Source organism: Vibrio cortegadensis, assembly GCF_024347395.1.
Taxonomy (GTDB): domain Bacteria; phylum Pseudomonadota; class Gammaproteobacteria; order Enterobacterales; family Vibrionaceae; genus Vibrio; species Vibrio cortegadensis.
The window spans coordinates 1,522,790-1,541,128 of the sequence record NZ_AP025472.1; the positions used below are offsets into that span (position 1 = coordinate 1,522,790).

The window sequence follows — 18,339 nt, forward strand, 5'->3', positions numbered from 1 at the left end:
TTTGGGTATGCATAGATAAGAGCAGAATCTGTGCCAAGAAATATATTCAACTAAATCAGATAGATAAAAATTTATTGTATCCTTTTCTCAATTTAAGAATCGAGTTTTTCTCAATTTGACAGACGAATTATTGAACAATTTAAGTGCGTGAATGGCGAAAATTGACACGGTGAAATCAACAGTTATTTGTGCATGAGTCCAAATTTCATGTAACTGACAAATGGAATATCAGCATGAACTGTTGCCTTACTCGCATGCCACAAGGGGTAGTTTGCTTGTAACGTCATATTGGTTTTTTATAAATCACATATATAAAAAACGTTGGATGAGCACATTGAAAAAAAGAACTGCGGTTTTATTAAGGCTTAACTTTGTCACTATTGCGCTAGCAACAGCATTTCCCTCTAAATCTGAATCAATAGATGAGCGGATACCTCAAGTCGTAAAAGCGAGTCATTACCAGCAGGACATTGATGTGTCTGAATATTGGAAAAGTGAAAAGTTGGATGGGATACGAGCCTTATGGACAGGAAAAATGCTGGTGACACAAAATGGAAATCCTATTTATGCCCCTGATTGGTTTATTGAAAAGTTGCCTCCAATACGTTTCGAAGGTGAACTGTGGGCAGGAAGAGGCAATTTCCATCTAGTACAGCAGACTGTGTTAGACGATATTCCGAATGATGCAGCATGGAAGAAAATCGATTTGATGCTATTTGATATGCCAGATTCAGCCGGTGACTATCAAAAACGCTATTATAATATCTTGGCTTGGGTAAGCCAGTTAGACGTACAACACGTTAAATATGTTGAACACACACCGATAAAAACACAGAAAGAGCTCTTTAGCCAATTGAATAGCGTAAGCGAGAAACTAGGCGAAGGCTTAATGCTGAGGAAGGTGACCAGTCGATACCAGGCAGGACGAAGTAATGATTTGCTCAAACTAAAAAAGCATCAAGATGCTGAAGCCTTGGTGATTGGCTATAAATCAGGGACGGGTAAGTATAAAGGTAAAATGGGCTCTATTTTAGTTAGAACGGGTGAAGGAGTAGAGTTTTATATCGGGAGTGGTTTTACTGATGAGATGAGGCTATTGCCACCAACGTTAGGCTCAACGGTTACGTATCGTTACAACGGATACACCCAAAATGGCGTACCAAAATTTGCAAGGTATTTACGTGAGCGTCCAAATCGATAGGTAACATTTTGCTAAGAGCTAAGAGCTAAGCGGAAGCCAACCATACGATCGACTTCCAATTTAGTTCTTTACTGGGAAGCAAATTTCAGTTGAACTGAATCTTCTTGGCTGTGCATCCAATGTAATCTGATCCCAAGCATAACAGCAGCAGAAGATAGGCCAAGAATAAAACCAATCCAAAAACCATGAGCACCCATAGGCTCAACAATCCAATCGGTTAACCCCAAAATACAACCAATTGGTAATCCAATTAACCAATAGGCAATAAAGGTACGATTGAAGATGGCTTGCATGTCTTTATAACCACGCAAAGCACCTGCTGCAATAACTTGAACGGCGTCTGTACATTGGTACACCGCAGCAAATAGCAATAGTTCCATCGCCAGTTCAATAACATCGCGATTATCGGTGTATAACAGTGAAACTTGTTCACGGAACAACGTGGTTAAAATGGCAGTGCCAAAGGCCGTTACTAAGCCAACGATTATCCCAACATGTGACGCAATTCTTGCCCCTTCAATGCTCTCTTCGCCTAGCTTGTGTCCCACACGAATACTAACAGCCGCACCAATACTCATCGGGAGCATAAAAACAAGTGATGAGAAGTTAATGGCAACTTGGTGCGCAGCCACAATTGTCGGGCCTAAAGGCGCAACTAATAGAGCGACAACCGCAAATAGTGTTACTTCAAAAAATATAGAAGCCGCCACAGGGAAACCAAGCTTGAAGAGTCGAATTTGAGCTTTTAATTCAGGTTTATGAAATTGACTAAACAAGCCTACATGTTGGAGTCTCTTAGCGCTGATTACATAGAGAAGCATCAAAGCAAACATCACCCAGTAGACAATTGCGGTCGCCACGCCACAACCGATACCTCCTAATGCAGGTGCGCCTAACTTACCGTAAACGAACATCCAATTGAGTGGGATATTTAATAGTAAACCGATAAAACCAATCACCATGGCTGGTTTTGTTAAAGCCATACCGTCGGTGAAACTTCTCAATGTTTGGAAAAACAAAAAGGCAGGAACGGCGTACATTACAGCATCCATATAACCGATAGTTTTATCGGCCATAGCGGTTTCAATGTCCATCAATCCTAAAATCCACTGCGTTTGAAATAGCACGGCAAGAATGGGTAAGGAGATGATGACGGCAAGCGTAAATCCTTGCTGAATCTCAAATGGAATTCTCTCTTGCTTACCTGAGCCATTTAACTGAGCGACTACAGGAACAAGTGCCATCAACAAACCAACACCAAATAGGATAGACGGTAGCCAAATACTTGCCGCAATAGCAACGGCAGCCATATCAATAGCACTGACGCCACCCGCCATTATAGTGTCAACGAACCCCATTCCTGTCTGAGCAACAGAAGCAACAAGAACAGGCGTTGATAATTTAACTAAATTAACCGCTTCTTTTTTATAACGATGCACGAAATTCTCCAAAACAAGCATGGCTTTGTTACGTTCTAGCCCTGTGTTCAGTATAGGTAAATGTTCGACATATTATTGGGTTCAGGATAATCCTTAAATGCTAATAATATGTACAGATATATTGTGGTGAATGATAAAGAAATGTCACAATAAGCACCATTAAAAATTGTCGGAATCAGCAAATGTTTACAGGTATTGTTCAAGGTATGGCAACGATTGTTGCAATAGATAAGAAAGAGAACTTCCAAACCCACACTATTGAGCTATCTGGTGAAATGAGAGAAGAACTTTCAATCGGCGCTTCAGTTGCTCATAACGGGTGCTGTTTGACCGTTACCAAGCTTGATGGAGGACGAGTGTCGTTTGATTTAATGCAAGCTACGTTAAAGTTAACCAACCTTGGCGAACTTAGCGTGGGTAGTGCGGTGAACATTGAGCGAGCGGCAAAGTTTGGGGATGAAATTGGTGGCCATAGTATGTCAGGGCATATTCATTGCCTCGCTGAGATAACTGAAATAATCGATACACCAAATAATCGAACCATTTGGTTTAGCTTGCCGAATGAGCAGAGCAAATATGTTCTTACTAAAGGTTATATTGGTATTGACGGCTGCTCGTTAACCATTGGGGACGTAGAAAAAAATACATTTTGTGTACATTTAATTCCTGAAACCTTGAATCGTACTCTTTTTGGCCAACGCTTAGTGGGGGAAAAGGTGAATGTTGAAATTGATCCACAAACACAAGCTATCGTCGATACGGTAGAGCGAGTACTTGCTGCCAGAATGGATCAATAGGACATTACTGTATCTATAAGCTAATCACTTAGTCGCTTCATTTAGTAACTAAAGTGCCAAAACATACAGACAAAGCAACGGGTAACCAGTCGCTTTGTCTGTTTATTTACTGAATCGTATATAACACTTAGAAAACTTGCTCATCATCGGAATCGACCAGTAAATCGACTCGATCATACTGCTCATCCACCGTCATATTTAAATGGATCGCATGACAACAAGCAGGGCAATCATCGTAAAAATTTTGACTTCCTTGTGAAGCATCAAGAGTGATCCCAATTGAGTGTCCACAGTGTGGGCATTGAACTCTTCGTTCTGTGTAGTTACGCATAAATTTCCCTTACACCTTATATACTGAGGTTCTCTTTACTCCTTATACTTTAGATGGTTTGGTTACTTATTGGCGCTAAATAAGTACAAAATTAGCTCTGTCTCATATATTAGAAACTATTACATTTAAGGGTTTGACGTAAACTCTTAATTACATGAGTTTAAAGTAAATATTATGTTTCATATAAATACTAAAGCTCTGATTATCAATTTAAACCGCTTCGCCTTTTGCGAACTTGACAATTACGGTTGAGATTGTATTTTTGTAATAAGTAGCTGAGCTTGTTCAACATAATGGCCACCAAACTGATTACAGTGGTTCAGTATATGATAGAGATTATAGATGTCTTTCCTCTCAGCGTAATGAATGTCTAAAGGGGTAACACTTTCGTAGCCCTGATAAAAATCAGGCTGAAATCCTTCAAACAATTCAGTCATCGCAATATCACACTCTAAATCCCCCCAGTAAGAGGCCGGATCATAGCAGATAGGGCCTGACACTGAATTAGAGACGTTGCCATACCATAGATCACCATGAATCAATGATGGGCGAGGGTGATGATTGGCTAAACGTTGATGAATACTTTCTACAAAAGCATCAATATCGCAAAACTCGATACCTTTCTCTTTTAGAAGTTGCAACTGCCAGCCGATTCGTTGCTCTGAAAAAAAACGACTCCATTTTTTACACCACTTATTCGGTTGGTGTGTAGCGCCTATGAAATTATCTCGATCAAACCCAAACTCTTTTTGTTCACCCCATTGGTGCAATTTGGCTAGTTTAACGCCAAAGGCATAACTGTTTTTAGCATCGTCTAACGTTTTGGTTGGCAAATAGTTTAAGACAATGAATGAATTTGTTTTTGATTTACCAATCAACACGAGTTCAGGCACGAATATGGTGGAAGTTTCCCGCAGTAAGCGTAGATTTTCTGCTTCTGCTTCGAATTTAGAAAAAAAATCACGACTATTGACCTTAACGAAATATCGCTGCTCACCATCGCTGATCATGTAGCATTCGCTAATGTCCCCTCCGGAGATTTTGGTTTTTTCGACTAAATTGAAGTCAAACAATAAAGTATCTGATAATTGCTGAGAAATGGCTTGCCACATAATCACCCTCACTAGGTCATTGCTTTATTTACTTTCTATCTTAGGTCATTAATTTAACAATGATTGCTAAGTTCTGCATACTTTTCACAACAAGTGGCTGTAATTGCTCAGAGAACTGAATAAGTGTGATATCGGTCGCCTACATGAAGTCATCCATAGAATTTAACAGTATGAAATACATGTTGGTATGAGTATTATGTATGTTACGAGTATAAAAATTAAAAATGACTTATGAAAATTCTTATTTGTGATGATTCCTCGGTCGCTCGGAGGTCAATCGCCAAATGCATAACACAGACAGACAACGTACAAATAGTATTTGCCAAAGATGGCCTTGAAGCACTGCAAGTTTTAAAAGAGCAAAATATAGACATTTTGTTCTTGGATTTGACCATGCCGGTAATGGATGGGTTCGATGTACTTGCTTCACTTCCCGTTAGCAACTATCAAACTAAAACGGTCGTAATTTCTGGTGATGTACAACAAGAAGCTAAGACAAGGTGTCGAAATCTTGGGGCGTATGACTTCGTATCCAAACCATTTACCGCTGAAATAGCCAAGCCACTTTTTGATGAACTAGGCATTGTTTTCTACACAGCAAACAAGCCTAAACCCGTTCAAGAAGCAGAAACGATCGATCCTTTAACTAAGTTTAAAGAGTTAACCAACATAGCACTCGGTCAAGGGGCTGCGGTTCTTGGCGATCATCTGAGTGAATTCATTCAGTTACCCATTCCTAACGTCGGTCCATTAACCTATGGCGAATTAAAAATGACCATGGAAGACGTGATCAGTCGTGATAACTCAATCGCAGTGTCTCAACGTTTTGTTGGTGGTGGATTACACGGCGAAGCTTTGGTCTGCTTAAGAGGATCGCATGTTAATGAGATCGGAATTCGTCTTGGTTATACGCCTGAACACTCAACCTACAACGAAATTGTACTAAATATTGCAAACTTATTAGTTTCTTCCTATTTAGTCGCCCTGGGGGAGCAATTAGCAAAACGAGTCGCTCTCAGACAGCCTACCGTTTTGGGTCATATTCAGAAAACGCAATCCAGCATTTCAGATTCTGAAGAGATCTTTACTATCGAATATACCTACTCAGCGGAAACACTCGATTTCCAATGTGAAGTGCTTTTCTTGCTTGATAATAAGTCGGTTGCTGAAATTTATAAACTAATGGAGATGATGTAATGTCTGATTTAACTGTCGATATGACGGATTTTCATTGGGTTATGCAGCTAATGGATACACTTGATTCTGGCCTTGTAGTGATTGACCGCCAATATAACGTGTGTGTCTGGAATAATTTCATGCAGTCATACAGTGGTATTCAGTCACAAAACATTATGGGTAAGAATCTTTTTTCTGCCTGTCCAGACTTACCTGAATGTTGGATGCACACCAAAGTTGAAGCCGCAATAGCACTAGCGACAAAGTCATTCTCAAGTTGGGAAGATCGCCCGTATTTGTTCAAATTTTCAAACTTCTCACCAGTGTCGAGAGGCGTTGAATACATGTATCAAGATGTCGTCATCACACCTCTGCGTTCATTGTCTGGAGAAGTGACTCATATTGCATTGATGATCAATGATGTTTCTGATATTGCAAAGAATAAGATCGAACTTAGAGATGCGAACCATGACTTAGCCAAAATCAGCCGTACTGATGGCTTAACAGGCTTATTTAATCGTTCTTTTTGGGAAGAGTGTCTTAAAGAGCAATTTGATCATGCTCAAGTGGTTAACTCACCTTGTTCGCTGGTGATTTTCGATATCGATCACTTCAAAAGAGTGAATGACACTTACGGGCATACCGTGGGTGATGATGTTATTCGAGAAACCGCCTCTATTTTACTGAAACAAGCACGTAAAACCGATATGTGTGGGCGATATGGTGGTGAAGAGTTCACTGCGGTCTTACCCGATACCACGGCAGATCAAGCCCTTTACTTTGCAGAAAGGCTGAGGAAACGAATTGAAGCAGAGGTGGTGAAATCTTGTGGGGTGGAAGTCAAGTTCACAGTAAGTTTGGGTGTGTGCCAATTTAATCCAAAATTAGGTGACCATTTGGAGTGGATCCAACAAGCTGACGAAAACTTGTACCACTCGAAACAGAACGGAAGAAACCGAACAACAGCCAGTTAGTGGATGGTTGGTGCGTGTTTATTAGCCTGTTTTTGGTGATAAAAACGACATTCAACCAAAAACGCAGCATAACACTTACCGATTAGTGTGAAAATGTGACGACATGTCTTAGTATTAGATTTGATATTGTATTAGTTTAGATACGTTTTCACACTATGTTATAAAGTAGATATGTTGCTTGAACAGGTTGCCGTTTAGCAAATTGTTGTAAGCACCAATACGGAGAAGAAAAGTGGTTGTTGAAACCGATGGATATTTAGCGCTGATTGAGCACCTTTCCTTTAACTTGTCAGTCTTTGCTAATGAGCAAGGAGATACGGGGGAGGAGAGTATTGAAGATATAGTTACTGATATGATTTCATCCAATATCATGGCTATTTTCGAACAAAACCCGGAACTGCATTCAAGTGTACGTTTCCAACTGCTTAAAGAAGCTGATGCGGTAGTTGAAGATCTTGGAGAAGTACTTGCTGGTGCTTGGACTAAGAAAGCAACGAATCAACAGATCGAATTCTTAGATGAATACATTGCATTAGTTAAAAACCTATTTGATACAGCAGTAGCGAAATACGACTGATCAAAATAGACGAGAGTTATTTCGATTTAACTCTCGTTAACTCGTCTTATTTGCCAAAACGCAGAAGCCCAGTACGGGTTATCCAATCTTGAAATAATCACCCCTTTTGATGTTGATGCATGCATGAATCTATTGTTATCTAAATAAATTCCAACATGTCGTGTTTTATACGACGTCTTAAAGAATACTAAATCTCCCGTTTTAACCTGTTGGTACTCAATACTTCTACCACGCTCACTCTGTAACGCCGTTGTTCTTGGAAGGGCCAAACCAAGCGCACTACGATAAACCTCTTGAACAAAAGCTGAACAATCAACACCATTCAAGCTGTTTCCACCAAGCCGATAGGGCGTCCCTGACCATTTATTAAATTGAACCATTAAAAGATGATTATCGGGCAGTTGTTCTTCAAATGGCACCACTCTATTTTGACTTCCAATAATATGGCTCGGCGCATTCGAACAACCTGTTATGACTAAACTGATGATTATTGGAAATAAAAGCTGATTTTTATACATAGTAGACCGTCACATAAATGATTTAAAAATGAAATATTGGCGTCATATCCACTTACTAGCATTGCTCTCAATAAATGCAAATGATTGCATCAGTGCTTTAACGGAGAGATATGAAATATTTAATTGGTGTATTTAAATCGCTTTTTCCACGGAACCCATCCATTACTCAAACGATCAGCTTTATTTTTATTGCGCTCATCTCACTAGTTCTTGCACTCATTATCGCCAGTAATAAAGGGCTTGAGAAAATTACGGTTCAATTTAACAATCTTTCGACTCAAGCTCTACCGCTTGCATTTAATAATGCAGAGCTAACACAAAATATTCTAGAACAAGTAAAACTCATAAATTATGGGACTCAAGTTGAATCAGAAGCCCAACTAAAACCTGTGCAAGAAAGAATTCAGCAGCTAAAAAGCCTCAGTAATCAAAAGCTGTCATCGTTGGTAGCCATCGCAAAAAGTGCGGACTCAACAATATCAATCGATCAACTTGAAGAGCTAAAACACAGCTTGCAGCAACTACATCAAATCACCGAGTCCGTGATACAAGGTCAAAGAAATATAGTTGCGCAGCAGGCTCTCATATCCTCGAACGCCACCGCTTTTCGTTACGGTTTGAATTCCATTGGGCCAGAAATGAACCGCATTAGTATGTTCCTCGTAAGCGAAAACCCTGAAGCTTCGGATTCAGCGAACCGTTTTATTTCAAGTGCAACGTCTATGGAAAGTTCGTTTCTTCTAATGATGATGGAAACAACAACAGAAAGCGCATTAAAGTTGTATAAGGAGATGCGAAATCGACAAGCTGGAATTAAGCTTGCTTTTGATGATTTCTCACATTGGCACCCTGATATTGTCGAATATGCCAGCTTGGTTGCACCACTTCAGATGGTGAATGAGGGGTTCGAACCTAACGGTGTCCTAAAGCAGATCCTCAGCAAACTTGAATTCATAGAGAAACAAAATAACGAGCTACAAAAGGCTTCGGTTATCGCCAAAAGTACCATTGGGTTACTTAATCAAACATCAACGATGGCAAGAGATAATATAGCCCAAAGCGAAAAAGTCGTTCACAACACTATGCAGACCGTCTCAAAAGAGTTGATTATATTCGGTGTATTTATCGTTGCCATTGTTGCAATGTCATGGGTAATTTTGAGGGCATGGATCGATAAAGGATTGAATAACCTCAAAAATGGCTTAAATGAAATCACCACTCATAATTTGACCCAACAGCTCAAACAAGTTGGGCCGTACGAGATGCGAGAACTTGCGGTAAAACTGAATCAAGTTATAGATTCAACCAATCAGTCTATTTCGATGGTGACGCGTAACTGCGAAATGCTATACCAAACAGCTGAAATCAGTCACGATGCCGCAGAGCGCTCCAATCGAAGCCTAAATAAACAAAATGAAGCGTTAACTTGTATCGTAACTACTGTGAGTGAACTTGAGGCTTCAATCCAAGAGATTGCAACCGTAACGAATGATTCATACACGGATTCTCAGACTGCTTCGGGTCAAGCAACGACTGGTGTTAAGGTTGTTGATAAAAACAGGCAACGTTTAAAGTCATTGGAACAATCTTTAGATTCTAGTGATCGCGCGATGCAAGAATTGGATATGAAAGTCACAAAAATTCAAGCAATGGTCGACTTGATTAGTGGTATTGCCGAAAGCACCAATCTACTTGCACTGAACGCAGCCATTGAAGCGGCAAGAGCAGGAGAGCAAGGACGTGGTTTTGCAGTGGTTGCGGATGAAGTCAGGGCTTTGGCTAGTGGAACCTCGAAACAGACGTCAAACATTCGAGTGATGATGAATGATCTTGTGAATGCGGCCCAAGTGTCGCGTAGTGCAATATCAGACTCTAGAGTAGAGATGGTAGAGGCGTTGATATCCAGCGATGAAGTTAAAACCACTTTTGGGGATATTCAACAATCAGTGAACCACATAAGCCAAAGAGTCGAACAGATCACCGTAGCCACAGAAGAGCAAGAACGAGCAACCGCCGATGTCAGTCGTTCTATCAATCAAATTAGTGAGCAAGGGGAACAGACTAAGGTTAGGTTAGAGTCTATGGTTGAGAGTTCTGAGCAAGTGGCTGATATTGCAGCCCAACAGCAAACGATGTTACATAAGTATCAGTGTGCAGTTCAAGCATAAACAAACTCACACTGATATATGGATATTGCCTTAATTATTTCTAAACGGCTGAGTAAGCATATTATCCAACCTTTGTTCATCTGGCGTATTAAAGATAGGTAACCCAATAATCACCTTATCATGGCCAAGTTGCGGCTGAGAAATATAAGTACCAAAGCTTCTATCCCATATCGAAAGGAAGAAGCCAAAATTAGAATGGGTCTCTTTGACGACCACAGAGTGATGGACTCGATGCATATCAGGAGTAACGATTAGGCGTCGCAAAAATGCATCAACCTTGAGTGGGAGTTTAGCGTTACTGTGATTGAACATCGCACTTCCATTCAAAATAATCTCAAATGCGACAACAGCCAGCGGTGAAATTCCAAGGGCCATTACACATATCATTTTGATCCACATAGATAGCACGATCTCGATAGGGTGAAAACGAGCCCCTGTTGTGACATCTATATCCTGATCAGCATGATGAACTCGGTGTAACCGCCATAAGAATCCAACACGGTGAAATATCATGTGTTGAAAATAGATGATCATATCCAGCAAGATGATACTGAATATGATTTCTAGCCATAGGGGTATCGCGATGGCATTCTGTTCGAGAAGATTGAAAAAGCCCCAACCGTGGTCATGAGCGACAATGGCAACCTGAAAAGCTAATACCGGCATGAATAAACTGAGCGTGACACTGTTTAGAACAATTAAGCCCGCATTATTTAACCAACGAAAGCCTTTACTTTGCGTTAATTGTTTACGTGGAGATCGCCATTCCCAAATTGCACATAAACAAAAAATGACGATAAAAAAGCTAAAACGAACTATTGATGGGTCTTGCATGACATCACTTCCTCTATGAATCTGTCACTACTGTAAGTACAATCGAGCCAATTTTCTATAGTAGTAGCTTATATCAATGCGAATCCACGCTTTTCACCGCTTATTTGAACATCGAATGTCCCTTTCAACCAAACCTTTCAACGCTCGTGGCTCAAAAGTTGTACGTTGTAAGTTCTGTCAAATCATGGTTGATCACTGCATGTGTGAACATCAACCCGATCTTGACACCAACCTTGCAGTGATGTTGATTGTTTCAGACAACGAGGTGATGAAACCAAGCAATACAGGTCGCTTAATACTGGATGTCGTTAAAGAAGGGTTTGTCTATCAGTGGAATCGTACTGAACCTGATGATGAGATGCTCTCACTGCTTAATAGTGATGAATACCAGCCCGTGATTGTTTTCCCAAGTGATTATGCTGATGACAAAACACGTGTATTAGAAAGTTTAGACACGCAATTGAAAGATGAGAAGAAGTGGTTACTGATTTTCATTGATGGCAGTTGGCGTGAAGCGAGAAAAATATTCCGCAGATCTGATTATTTGGCTCATTTACCCGTGCTTTCCATTAACCCAGAATCTGTCTCTCAGTACATGATGCGAAAATCGGAGAATGAACAGCACTTGTCTACCGCTGAGGTTGCAAGTTTAGTCTTAAAGCAGGCACAAGAACCGCTGGCCGCACAAACACTTGAGCTATGGTTTGAAGCATTCAGAGAAAGTTACATGTTAAGTAAGACTCGTTATCGCCCTGACTTAACAAAACCATCCCTAAGAACATTTATTGAGTTTAAAAAACCGAGAGATGCCTCTAATCTTTAACCACTATGTGCAGACATGTTGTTCAACTGATTCTAGTGAAGAGATAAATTCGCACTAGGTCACGGTTTGTAGGGTGGAGGATATGGATAATGCCAATAGTTGATTATTTACGCTCTGGATTTGGAGCGGTTTTAGGAGAGATTTCATGTATTACGGCTTCGATGTTGGCGGCACTAAAATTGAATTTGGTGCTTTTAACGAGAAACTTGAACGAGTAGCGACAGAGCGAGTGCCTACACCGGGCGACGATTACCAAAAGTTGATCGACACCATTGCAGGGCTTGTGGCTAAGTATGACGCGGAGCTTGGCGTTGAAGGTAAGATAGGCCTCGGTTTACCGGGCATGGAAGATGCGGATACTAACGCGGTATTAACCGTTAATGTTCCTGCAGCGAAAGGCAAACAGTTACGTGCAGATCTAGAAGCGAAAATTGGCCGTAGTGTGAAAATTGAAAATGATGCCAACTGTTTTGCTCTTTCAGAAGCCTGGGATGAAGATTTAAAAGATGAACCGTCAGTGATGGGGCTGATTCTTGGCACCGGTTTTGGTGGCGGCTTAATTTATGATGGCAAGGTTTTTTCTGGCCGTAACCACGTTGCTGGTGAAGTAGGGCATATGCGTCTTCCTATCGATGCATGGTTCCATCTAGGTGATAATGCACCTCTACTTGGCTGTGGTTGTGAGAAGAAAGGCTGTATGGATAGTTACCTATCTGGTCGTGGGTTTGAGCTTATCTATGAGCACTACTACGGTGAGAAGAAGAAAGCGATCGATATCATTACCGCTCATGCGGAAGGTGAAGCGAACGCAGTAGAGCACGTAGAGCGTTTTATGGAACTTCTGGCTATCTGTTTTGGTAACCTATTCACGGCTTGTGACCCACATGTTGTCGCGCTTGGCGGTGGTTTATCTAACTTCGATCTTATCTATGAAGAGATGCCAAAGCGTATTCCGAAGCATCTGTTATCTGTTGCTAAGTGTCCGAAGATCATCAAAGCAAAACACGGTGATTCAGGCGGTGTTCGTGGCGCTGCTTTCCTTAACATTAAGTAATTAAATTATTTAGGTGCCGTTATAAGACGGGACAAGTTAAGACGACTGCACAATAAAAAAGGGCTGATGGCATTTCTCTTTCTAGTAAAGAGTAAAGCAATCGGCCCTTTGTGTTTTTGCAAAATAACCTGTTAAATTATTCTTCTTTCTCGCCAACACCACGGTTTACTTTTGGCTTCATGGTGATTTTACCAAAACCAAGTTTTCTGAAGTGATTATCACGATAGTTTCGTACTGATTTAGTATCAGAGATAGATTCGATTTGCTGTTCCATTTTTAGAAACTCAGTTAAATCGATGCCTTCTTCTTCTGCTACCGCTTCATGGATATTGCGGTGATGTTCGTATGAAAATGTCAGTGTTTTTTCTTCATCTTTATAAGTGTAGATAATGGTACGAGCCATTGAATATTCTCTCTAAATATTTAAACAAAAATGCTAAACAGCATCTTTAAACAAGTTCTTTGAATGATATTGGCTAGATTCTGCCTTGAAGTGGGATGATTGTCACGCTTTCTCCCTCTTTTACTGTATCAATCGCTGGGCTAATCTCTATCAAACAGTTCGCCTCACTCATTGAACGAAGGATCCCAGAGCCTTGCTTACCTGTGGTTTTTACTTCTAATTCACCATGTTCATTCATCGTATAAACACCACGGCTGAACTCAGTTCTTCCTTGGCGAGAACGAAGTTGTTCACTCGCAATCGCTGCAACTTTCAATGGCGTCCAATTGGACTCACCCTGCATTTTACGAATCGCAGGCTCAACAAAATTAATGAACGATACCATTACCGCCACAGGGTTCCCCGGCAAACCAAAGAAAGGCTTCTCATCAATTTGTCCGAAGGCAAGTGGGCGACCCGGACGCATGTTAATACGCCAAAAATCAATTTGCCCTAACTTTTCAAGAGCGAGCTTAATGTAATCCGCATCACCAACAGACACACCACCAGACGTAATCACTAAATCCGCTTGTTGCGCTGCACTTTTCAGTACTTCCATCATGCGATTTTCATCATCTTCAATGATGCCTAAATCAAGCACTTCACAACCTAACTTTTGCAGCATACCCATGATAGTAAAGCGGTTAGAGTCGTAAATAGAGTTCGCGCGTTGTTCTGTTCCTGGGGCTTGAACTTCATCACCAGTAGAGAAAACTGCCACTTTAACTTTGCGCAGTACAGGGCATTCACCAAAGCCAAGTGATGCTATCATCCCCATTTCCGGAGCTTCAACGCGTGTACCTTTAGCAAATACAGTTTGACCAATAGAAATGTCTTCACCTGCTTGACGAACATTTTGTCCTTGCTTAATCAGCGCATCAGGAAAACTTACAGTGTCACTTTCTTCAATCGCTTGCTCACGCATGACCACAGTATCTGCGCCCATAGGGACGGGGGCTCCGGTCATGATTTTAACAGATTCACCAAGTTTCAGTTCTTTGTCATAAGCGTAACCCGCAAGAACTTCAGCTACGATTTTGTAGGAATTGCGTTCCAGATCATCCCCTCGAATCGCGTAACCGTCCATTGCCGAGTTTGTGTATTGCGGAACATTTACCGGAGAGACAATATCTTCATTTAATACACAGCCATAAGACGCCATTAACGGAGACGATGTTGTGAGGGTTTGCTGAGAAATAAGAGAGAGGATTTTCTCTTGTCCTTGACTAACCGAAAGTGCGGCTGGGGCCAAAGTGTCACAGCATGACATCTCTCTCTTTTTGGATGTTGATTTGCAATCAAGTGCTGATTTGCAGTCTAGAGAAGTCGATTGGCCATTGAACTTAGTAGCATATTGGATGACGAAATCGGCAATAGCATCAAGGTCATTAATCGACATTTGTGGCAGTTCAGTTTCAACACGACTATCCGCTGCAATCGCGATGATATTAGTGTCATTAGTGTATAGCCACGGTTTACCCACTTCTTCCCGATGTAATTCAATCTTAGGGAATGCGATATTCTTACAGCCTTCAACTAAAATCAAATCAAGTTTATCAGTATCAAATCGGGTCAACAGGTATTCGAAATCGGCCTCAGCTTCAGGAGTCTCAGTCATTAAAGCATGGCGGTTGCGTGAAGCAATTAACATCTGTGATGCCCCTGCTTTTCTCAAGCGGTGGCTATCTTTTCCAGGCTTGTCGACATCAAAGTTGTGGTGAGCATGTTTAAGTACGCCAATTTTTAGCCCTGCATCGGTCAGTTTCGGCAACAGCATCTCTAAAAGGGTCGTTTTCCCAGTACCGCTGTAGGCAGCAAAACCAAGCAATGGGAGTGTAGGTACTTTTATATTTGAAGTCGTCATTATTGAATAGTTCCAAATTGCTTAAGTTCTTCAGGAGTGTTTAAATTAACAAAGCAGGTAGGCGAATCACTAAAATCGACATAACTGGTTTGACACTCTTTATACAACAAGATGATTTTACGGTCTCCGCGCTGTAAAAAAGCTTCAAGCTTAGGCAATACGCGCTTATGAAAAAGGGTAAATACTGGTTGTTTATAGTCACCATCGTGTGCGACTAAAATGTCCGAATCCACTTGAACATCAGCACAAAAACGAGCGACTAAGTCACTGTTAATTTGTGGGCTATCACAAGGAACGAAACCAACCCAATCAGTACCCGCATGCAAAAGACCGGCATGGATTCCACCTAGAGGACCGGGATAATCAGGAAAAGAGTCAGAGACAACCGGAGCAAGGGTGCTGTACTGCTCTACATTACGATTAGCATTAATAATAATGCTATCGGTTTGTGTGGAGAGTTTATCGAAAACGTACTGAATTAGTGGCTTACCATTGAGCTCCACTAATCCTTTATCTTTACCGCCCATGCGACTTGCTTGCCCACCGGCTAAAATGACCCAACTAGTTTCCGTTGGTTGCAACATATGAATTCTCTTGTGCTTGTTCTTTAGAAATAACGTGTAACAACGGTGATTCAACCATGGTTGTCTCTTTAATCCACCACTGTTTTTTGCATAAATCGGTTAGCGCATTGGTTTGATGACTGGTAATGACCAAACTTGATCCTCTCTGTAACAGATCTTTTGCCATGACAACCAATCTCTCAATGGACTCTTGGTCTAAGGAGGCACTTGGTTCATCCATCAGAAGTATTGATGGTTTTATGATCCAAGCTCTTGCCATTGCGACACGTTGTTTTTCGCCCCCAGATAAGACTGAAACGTGCTCGTCTGCGAGGGTCTCTAATCCTACCATTCTTAAGGCATTAATAACTTGTGCTCGTTTGTCTTTTGTCGCTTCTTTTTGAAAACGAATGGCATAAACAACGTTTTGATACACTGAACCATCAAATAGATAGGGTGATTGATGCAGATAAATGACATCTTTCCTGCCAGTTTTTCTAAACATCGTCGAAAACAGAGAGCGGTTAGGGCAATCGACTTTCCCCGTTGTTGGTTTAACTAAACCTGACAGAATTTTAAGTAAGGTCGTTTTTCCTACACCATTGTCGCCTTTCAAGTAGATAGCGTCATTTGGGCCAATCGATAGCTCAGGAATGTGGAATAAAACACGATCTTTAAAACGCATCGAAAGCTGAGTAGCGGTTATTTTTATCGTCATTCCGCGCACCTAAGTCCGTAAATAACCTTTTCCTCTCATACTAGAAAGGAAAAAATTGAGAATAAGAGCCAGTGTCAGTAAAACAATACCAAGTGCGACACCTTGAGCAAATGCACCTTTATGGCTTTCCATTGCAATAGCGGTTGGAATATTTCGAGTCATACCCATGATATTACCACCGACCATCATTGAACAGCCAACTTCGGTAACGATACGAGAGAATGCTGCAATTGTCGCAGCAAAGAGTGGAAAACGGGTTTCCCATATTAAGGTTGCCGCCACTCTTGGGACTGAAACACCCAAGGTAATGGCTGTCTCTACTGCACGGCGATCACTCGATTGTAATGCGCCATGCATCATGGAGACTAGAATAGGAAAACAGATGAGCATTTGGCCCAAGATCATCGCTTTTTGGGTGAAAAGCATTTGCCAATCACCTAATGGTCCCGCCCGAGAGAGAAGCATATACAGCAACAAACCAATCACAACCGTAGGAACGGCTTGAAGTGTATTAATGACAGACAGCAGCAGCCATTTCCCAGTAAAGTCAGTGTAAGCAAGAATGAAAGACAACATAATTGCTGGCAACAGAACCAGAGAAATAGCGGAAAGTGAGACACTGGAAGAGACCGCAACGATCTCCCATAAATTGGTATCTAAACTCACCAGCAGATGTAATGCTTCTAACGTAGTTTGCCAAAGGCTCATATTGGTTTCCGTTAAGACCTATTTTCTTGAGAACAAATCGTTAAGACCTATTTTTCTTGTGCGTTTGCTACAAACAGTTGTTTACCGTTTAATTTAAAATCATTAATTAGCTGCTGAGAACGTGGGTTAACTAACCAATCACTGAATGCCTTCGCGCCTTGGTAATTGATGCTAGGGTAACGTTCAGGGTTGACTAAAATCACTTGATACGGGTTAAACAGTTTCTTATCGCCTTGGAAAAGAACAGAAAGCTGAATTTTGTTTTTATAAGCCAACCACGTACCACGGTCAGTCATGGTGTAACCTTGCATTTCTGACGCCATATTCAATGTTGGGCCCATACCTTGTCCAACAGAGCGGTAACCCCCGAAGTTCGGTTCCATTTTCGTTTGCGCCCAAATGCCCATCTCTTTTTTATGAGTGCCTGAATCGTCGCCACGAGACACAAAAGTCACGTCATTTGAGGCGATCTTTTTGAACACTTCGGCCACATCTTTTTCAGCTGCTATTTTCGCTGGATCTGATTGTGGGCCAACGATAACAAAGTCGTTATACATTAATTTACGTGGCAGAACACCGTAACCTTTCTCAACAAAGTTCGCTTCCGCTTTTGGTGCGTGGGTCATCACTAAATCAACATCACCATTTTGGCCCATGCGAAGGGATTTTCCAGTACCTGCCGCTAACACATCTACTTTTAAACCAGAATCTTTCTCGAATTCAGGCAATAAATAATCCAACAGACCAGAGTGATAAGTGCTGGTTGTTGTCGCCAAACGTACGTGAGTTGCATCATCGGCACTCATTGCGGAGTAACTGACGAGAGAAAGAGCGGCAAAAGTAACTGTAATCGCTTTCATTATGTAATCCATTATGTAGTTATTAAATTTAACGCAGAGTGATTATCTGCATATGCTCATGTATGACGATAACCGAAATTAAATTTCGAATCTGATAAGCCACGAGCTTATTGCAAACCTAATGCCAAGTTATTTGATTGCGTAAAGTATACCAAGATGCTGTTTTTAAACTCGATTTAT

19 protein-coding genes are annotated in these 18,339 nt (G+C 41.1%); 8 read left to right on the forward strand and 11 right to left on the reverse strand.

The genetic code is table 11. From position 1 onward, the window contains the following. Window positions 1-325 precede the first annotated feature (325 nt). Window positions 326-1,201 carry a DNA ligase gene (locus OCV39_RS07320; RefSeq protein WP_261889442.1) on the forward strand — a complete coding sequence of 292 codons (876 nt, stop codon included), beginning with the start codon at window positions 326-328 and terminating at the stop codon, window positions 1,199-1,201. Window positions 1,202-1,269: 68 nt separating this feature from the next. Here OCV39_RS07320 and OCV39_RS07325 read toward each other — a convergent pair whose 3' ends face one another. After that, window positions 1,270-2,640: an MATE family efflux transporter gene (locus OCV39_RS07325; protein ID WP_136994655.1), complete on the reverse strand. Its 1,371-nt coding sequence runs from the start codon at window positions 2,638-2,640 to the stop codon at window positions 1,270-1,272. 182 nt (window positions 2,641-2,822) lie between these two features. Between OCV39_RS07325 and OCV39_RS07330 the strand changes: the two genes are divergently transcribed. Further along, a complete protein-coding gene (locus tag OCV39_RS07330; protein ID WP_261889443.1) occupies window positions 2,823-3,437 on the forward strand; it encodes a riboflavin synthase subunit alpha in 615 nt (204 codons plus the stop codon). Window positions 3,438-3,564: 127 nt separating this feature from the next. Here OCV39_RS07330 and OCV39_RS07335 read toward each other — a convergent pair whose 3' ends face one another. Then, on the reverse strand, window positions 3,565-3,768 hold the full coding sequence (locus OCV39_RS07335; RefSeq protein ID WP_017051583.1) for a CPXCG motif-containing cysteine-rich protein: 204 nt from the start codon (window positions 3,766-3,768) through the stop codon (window positions 3,565-3,567). Between the two features lie 242 nt (window positions 3,769-4,010). Continuing rightward, window positions 4,011-4,880 carry a fructosamine kinase family protein gene (locus tag OCV39_RS07340; RefSeq protein WP_017051582.1) on the reverse strand — a complete coding sequence of 290 codons (870 nt, stop codon included), beginning with the start codon at window positions 4,878-4,880 and terminating at the stop codon, window positions 4,011-4,013. Between the two features lie 231 nt (window positions 4,881-5,111). Here OCV39_RS07340 and OCV39_RS07345 point away from each other — a divergent pair, with 231 nt between their 5' ends. The 3 genes from OCV39_RS07345 to OCV39_RS07355 all read left to right on the forward strand — a co-directional run bounded on the left by OCV39_RS07345 (window position 5,112) and on the right by OCV39_RS07355 (window position 7,607). Then, entirely contained in the window at window positions 5,112-6,077 is a 966-nt protein-coding gene (locus OCV39_RS07345) for a response regulator (RefSeq protein WP_029203247.1), read from the forward strand. After that, window positions 6,077-7,030, forward strand: a complete 954-nt coding sequence (locus tag OCV39_RS07350) for a sensor domain-containing diguanylate cyclase (protein WP_017051580.1) — start codon at window positions 6,077-6,079, stop codon at window positions 7,028-7,030. The genes OCV39_RS07345 and OCV39_RS07350 overlap by 1 nt, the downstream gene beginning before the upstream one ends. A gap of 232 nt (window positions 7,031-7,262) precedes the next feature. Then, the gene (locus tag OCV39_RS07355; protein WP_113795559.1) at window positions 7,263-7,607 is read left to right on the forward strand and encodes a DUF3802 family protein; all 345 of its coding nucleotides are present in this window, start codon (window positions 7,263-7,265) and stop codon (window positions 7,605-7,607) included. Between the two features lie 26 nt (window positions 7,608-7,633). Here the strand turns inward: OCV39_RS07355 and OCV39_RS07360 are convergent, their stop codons facing one another. Then, a complete protein-coding gene (locus OCV39_RS07360; protein ID WP_136994659.1) occupies window positions 7,634-8,125 on the reverse strand; it encodes a C40 family peptidase in 492 nt (163 codons plus the stop codon). A 110-nt stretch (window positions 8,126-8,235) separates the two neighbouring features. On the opposite strand from OCV39_RS07360, the gene OCV39_RS07365 reads away from it, so the two are divergent. Beyond that, window positions 8,236-10,293, forward strand: coding sequence for a methyl-accepting chemotaxis protein (locus OCV39_RS07365; protein WP_261889444.1), 2,058 nt, complete (start codon window positions 8,236-8,238; stop codon window positions 10,291-10,293). A 30-nt stretch (window positions 10,294-10,323) separates the two neighbouring features. Here OCV39_RS07365 and OCV39_RS07370 read toward each other — a convergent pair whose 3' ends face one another. Further along, window positions 10,324-11,127 (reverse strand): sterol desaturase family protein, encoded by an 804-nt coding sequence (locus OCV39_RS07370; protein ID WP_017051576.1) that lies wholly within the window; start codon window positions 11,125-11,127, stop codon window positions 10,324-10,326. A 76-nt stretch (window positions 11,128-11,203) separates the two neighbouring features. Here OCV39_RS07370 and OCV39_RS07375 point away from each other — a divergent pair, with 76 nt between their 5' ends. Then, window positions 11,204-11,950: a tRNA-uridine aminocarboxypropyltransferase gene (locus OCV39_RS07375; RefSeq protein WP_261889445.1), complete on the forward strand. Its 747-nt coding sequence runs from the start codon at window positions 11,204-11,206 to the stop codon at window positions 11,948-11,950. A gap of 145 nt (window positions 11,951-12,095) precedes the next feature. Further along, window positions 12,096-13,004: an N-acetylglucosamine kinase gene (gene nagK, locus OCV39_RS07380; protein WP_113795552.1), complete on the forward strand. Its 909-nt coding sequence runs from the start codon at window positions 12,096-12,098 to the stop codon at window positions 13,002-13,004. 136 nt (window positions 13,005-13,140) lie between these two features. Here the strand turns inward: nagK and OCV39_RS07385 are convergent, their stop codons facing one another. The 6 genes from OCV39_RS07385 to OCV39_RS07410 all read right to left on the reverse strand — a co-directional run bounded on the left by OCV39_RS07385 (window position 13,141) and on the right by OCV39_RS07410 (window position 18,159). After that, window positions 13,141-13,407: a DUF2960 domain-containing protein gene (locus OCV39_RS07385; protein ID WP_261889446.1), complete on the reverse strand. Its 267-nt coding sequence runs from the start codon at window positions 13,405-13,407 to the stop codon at window positions 13,141-13,143. 73 nt (window positions 13,408-13,480) lie between these two features. Then, on the reverse strand, window positions 13,481-15,310 hold the full coding sequence (locus OCV39_RS07390; RefSeq protein ID WP_261889447.1) for a bifunctional molybdopterin-guanine dinucleotide biosynthesis adaptor protein MobB/molybdopterin molybdotransferase MoeA: 1,830 nt from the start codon (window positions 15,308-15,310) through the stop codon (window positions 13,481-13,483). Continuing rightward, window positions 15,310-15,894, reverse strand: coding sequence for a molybdenum cofactor guanylyltransferase MobA (gene mobA / locus OCV39_RS07395; protein WP_261889448.1), 585 nt, complete (start codon window positions 15,892-15,894; stop codon window positions 15,310-15,312). The genes OCV39_RS07390 and mobA overlap by 1 nt, the downstream gene beginning before the upstream one ends. Beyond that, window positions 15,872-16,591 (reverse strand): energy-coupling factor ABC transporter ATP-binding protein, encoded by a 720-nt coding sequence (locus OCV39_RS07400; RefSeq protein WP_017051570.1) that lies wholly within the window; start codon window positions 16,589-16,591, stop codon window positions 15,872-15,874. Before OCV39_RS07400 ends, mobA begins: the two co-directional genes overlap by 23 nt. Before the next feature lie 9 nt (window positions 16,592-16,600). Then, window positions 16,601-17,299, reverse strand: a complete 699-nt coding sequence (locus tag OCV39_RS07405) for an ABC transporter permease (RefSeq protein ID WP_017051569.1) — start codon at window positions 17,297-17,299, stop codon at window positions 16,601-16,603. Between the two features lie 47 nt (window positions 17,300-17,346). After that, window positions 17,347-18,159, reverse strand: a complete 813-nt coding sequence (locus tag OCV39_RS07410) for a substrate-binding domain-containing protein (RefSeq protein ID WP_261889449.1) — start codon at window positions 18,157-18,159, stop codon at window positions 17,347-17,349. Window positions 18,160-18,339 lie beyond the last annotated feature (180 nt).

Excerpts from the sequence above, each read along its gene's own strand:
- OCV39_RS07320 (WP_261889442.1), top strand. The coding sequence starts at position 326 with ATGAGCACATTGAAAAAAAGAACTGCGGTTTTATTAAGGCTTAACTTT.
- OCV39_RS07330 (WP_261889443.1), top strand. The coding sequence starts at position 2,823 with ATGTTTACAGGTATTGTTCAAGGTATGGCAACGATTGTTGCAATAGAT.
- OCV39_RS07335 (WP_017051583.1), bottom strand. The coding sequence starts at position 3,768 with ATGCGTAACTACACAGAACGAAGAGTTCAATGCCCACACTGTGGACAC.
- OCV39_RS07340 (WP_017051582.1), bottom strand. The coding sequence starts at position 4,880 with ATGTGGCAAGCCATTTCTCAGCAATTATCAGATACTTTATTGTTTGAC.
- OCV39_RS07345 (WP_029203247.1), top strand. The coding sequence starts at position 5,112 with ATGAAAATTCTTATTTGTGATGATTCCTCGGTCGCTCGGAGGTCAATC.
- OCV39_RS07350 (WP_017051580.1), top strand. The coding sequence starts at position 6,077 with ATGTCTGATTTAACTGTCGATATGACGGATTTTCATTGGGTTATGCAG.
- OCV39_RS07360 (WP_136994659.1), bottom strand. The coding sequence starts at position 8,125 with ATGTATAAAAATCAGCTTTTATTTCCAATAATCATCAGTTTAGTCATA.
- OCV39_RS07365 (WP_261889444.1), top strand. The coding sequence starts at position 8,236 with ATGAAATATTTAATTGGTGTATTTAAATCGCTTTTTCCACGGAACCCA.
- OCV39_RS07370 (WP_017051576.1), bottom strand. The coding sequence starts at position 11,127 with ATGCAAGACCCATCAATAGTTCGTTTTAGCTTTTTTATCGTCATTTTT.
- OCV39_RS07375 (WP_261889445.1), top strand. The coding sequence starts at position 11,204 with ATGCGAATCCACGCTTTTCACCGCTTATTTGAACATCGAATGTCCCTT.
- nagK (WP_113795552.1), top strand. The coding sequence starts at position 12,096 with ATGTATTACGGCTTCGATGTTGGCGGCACTAAAATTGAATTTGGTGCT.
- OCV39_RS07385 (WP_261889446.1), bottom strand. The coding sequence starts at position 13,407 with ATGGCTCGTACCATTATCTACACTTATAAAGATGAAGAAAAAACACTG.
- OCV39_RS07390 (WP_261889447.1), bottom strand. The coding sequence starts at position 15,310 with ATGACGACTTCAAATATAAAAGTACCTACACTCCCATTGCTTGGTTTT.
- mobA (WP_261889448.1), bottom strand. The coding sequence starts at position 15,894 with ATGTTGCAACCAACGGAAACTAGTTGGGTCATTTTAGCCGGTGGGCAA.
- OCV39_RS07400 (WP_017051570.1), bottom strand. The coding sequence starts at position 16,591 with ATGACGATAAAAATAACCGCTACTCAGCTTTCGATGCGTTTTAAAGAT.
- OCV39_RS07405 (WP_017051569.1), bottom strand. The coding sequence starts at position 17,299 with ATGAGCCTTTGGCAAACTACGTTAGAAGCATTACATCTGCTGGTGAGT.
- OCV39_RS07410 (WP_261889449.1), bottom strand. The coding sequence starts at position 18,159 with ATGAAAGCGATTACAGTTACTTTTGCCGCTCTTTCTCTCGTCAGTTAC.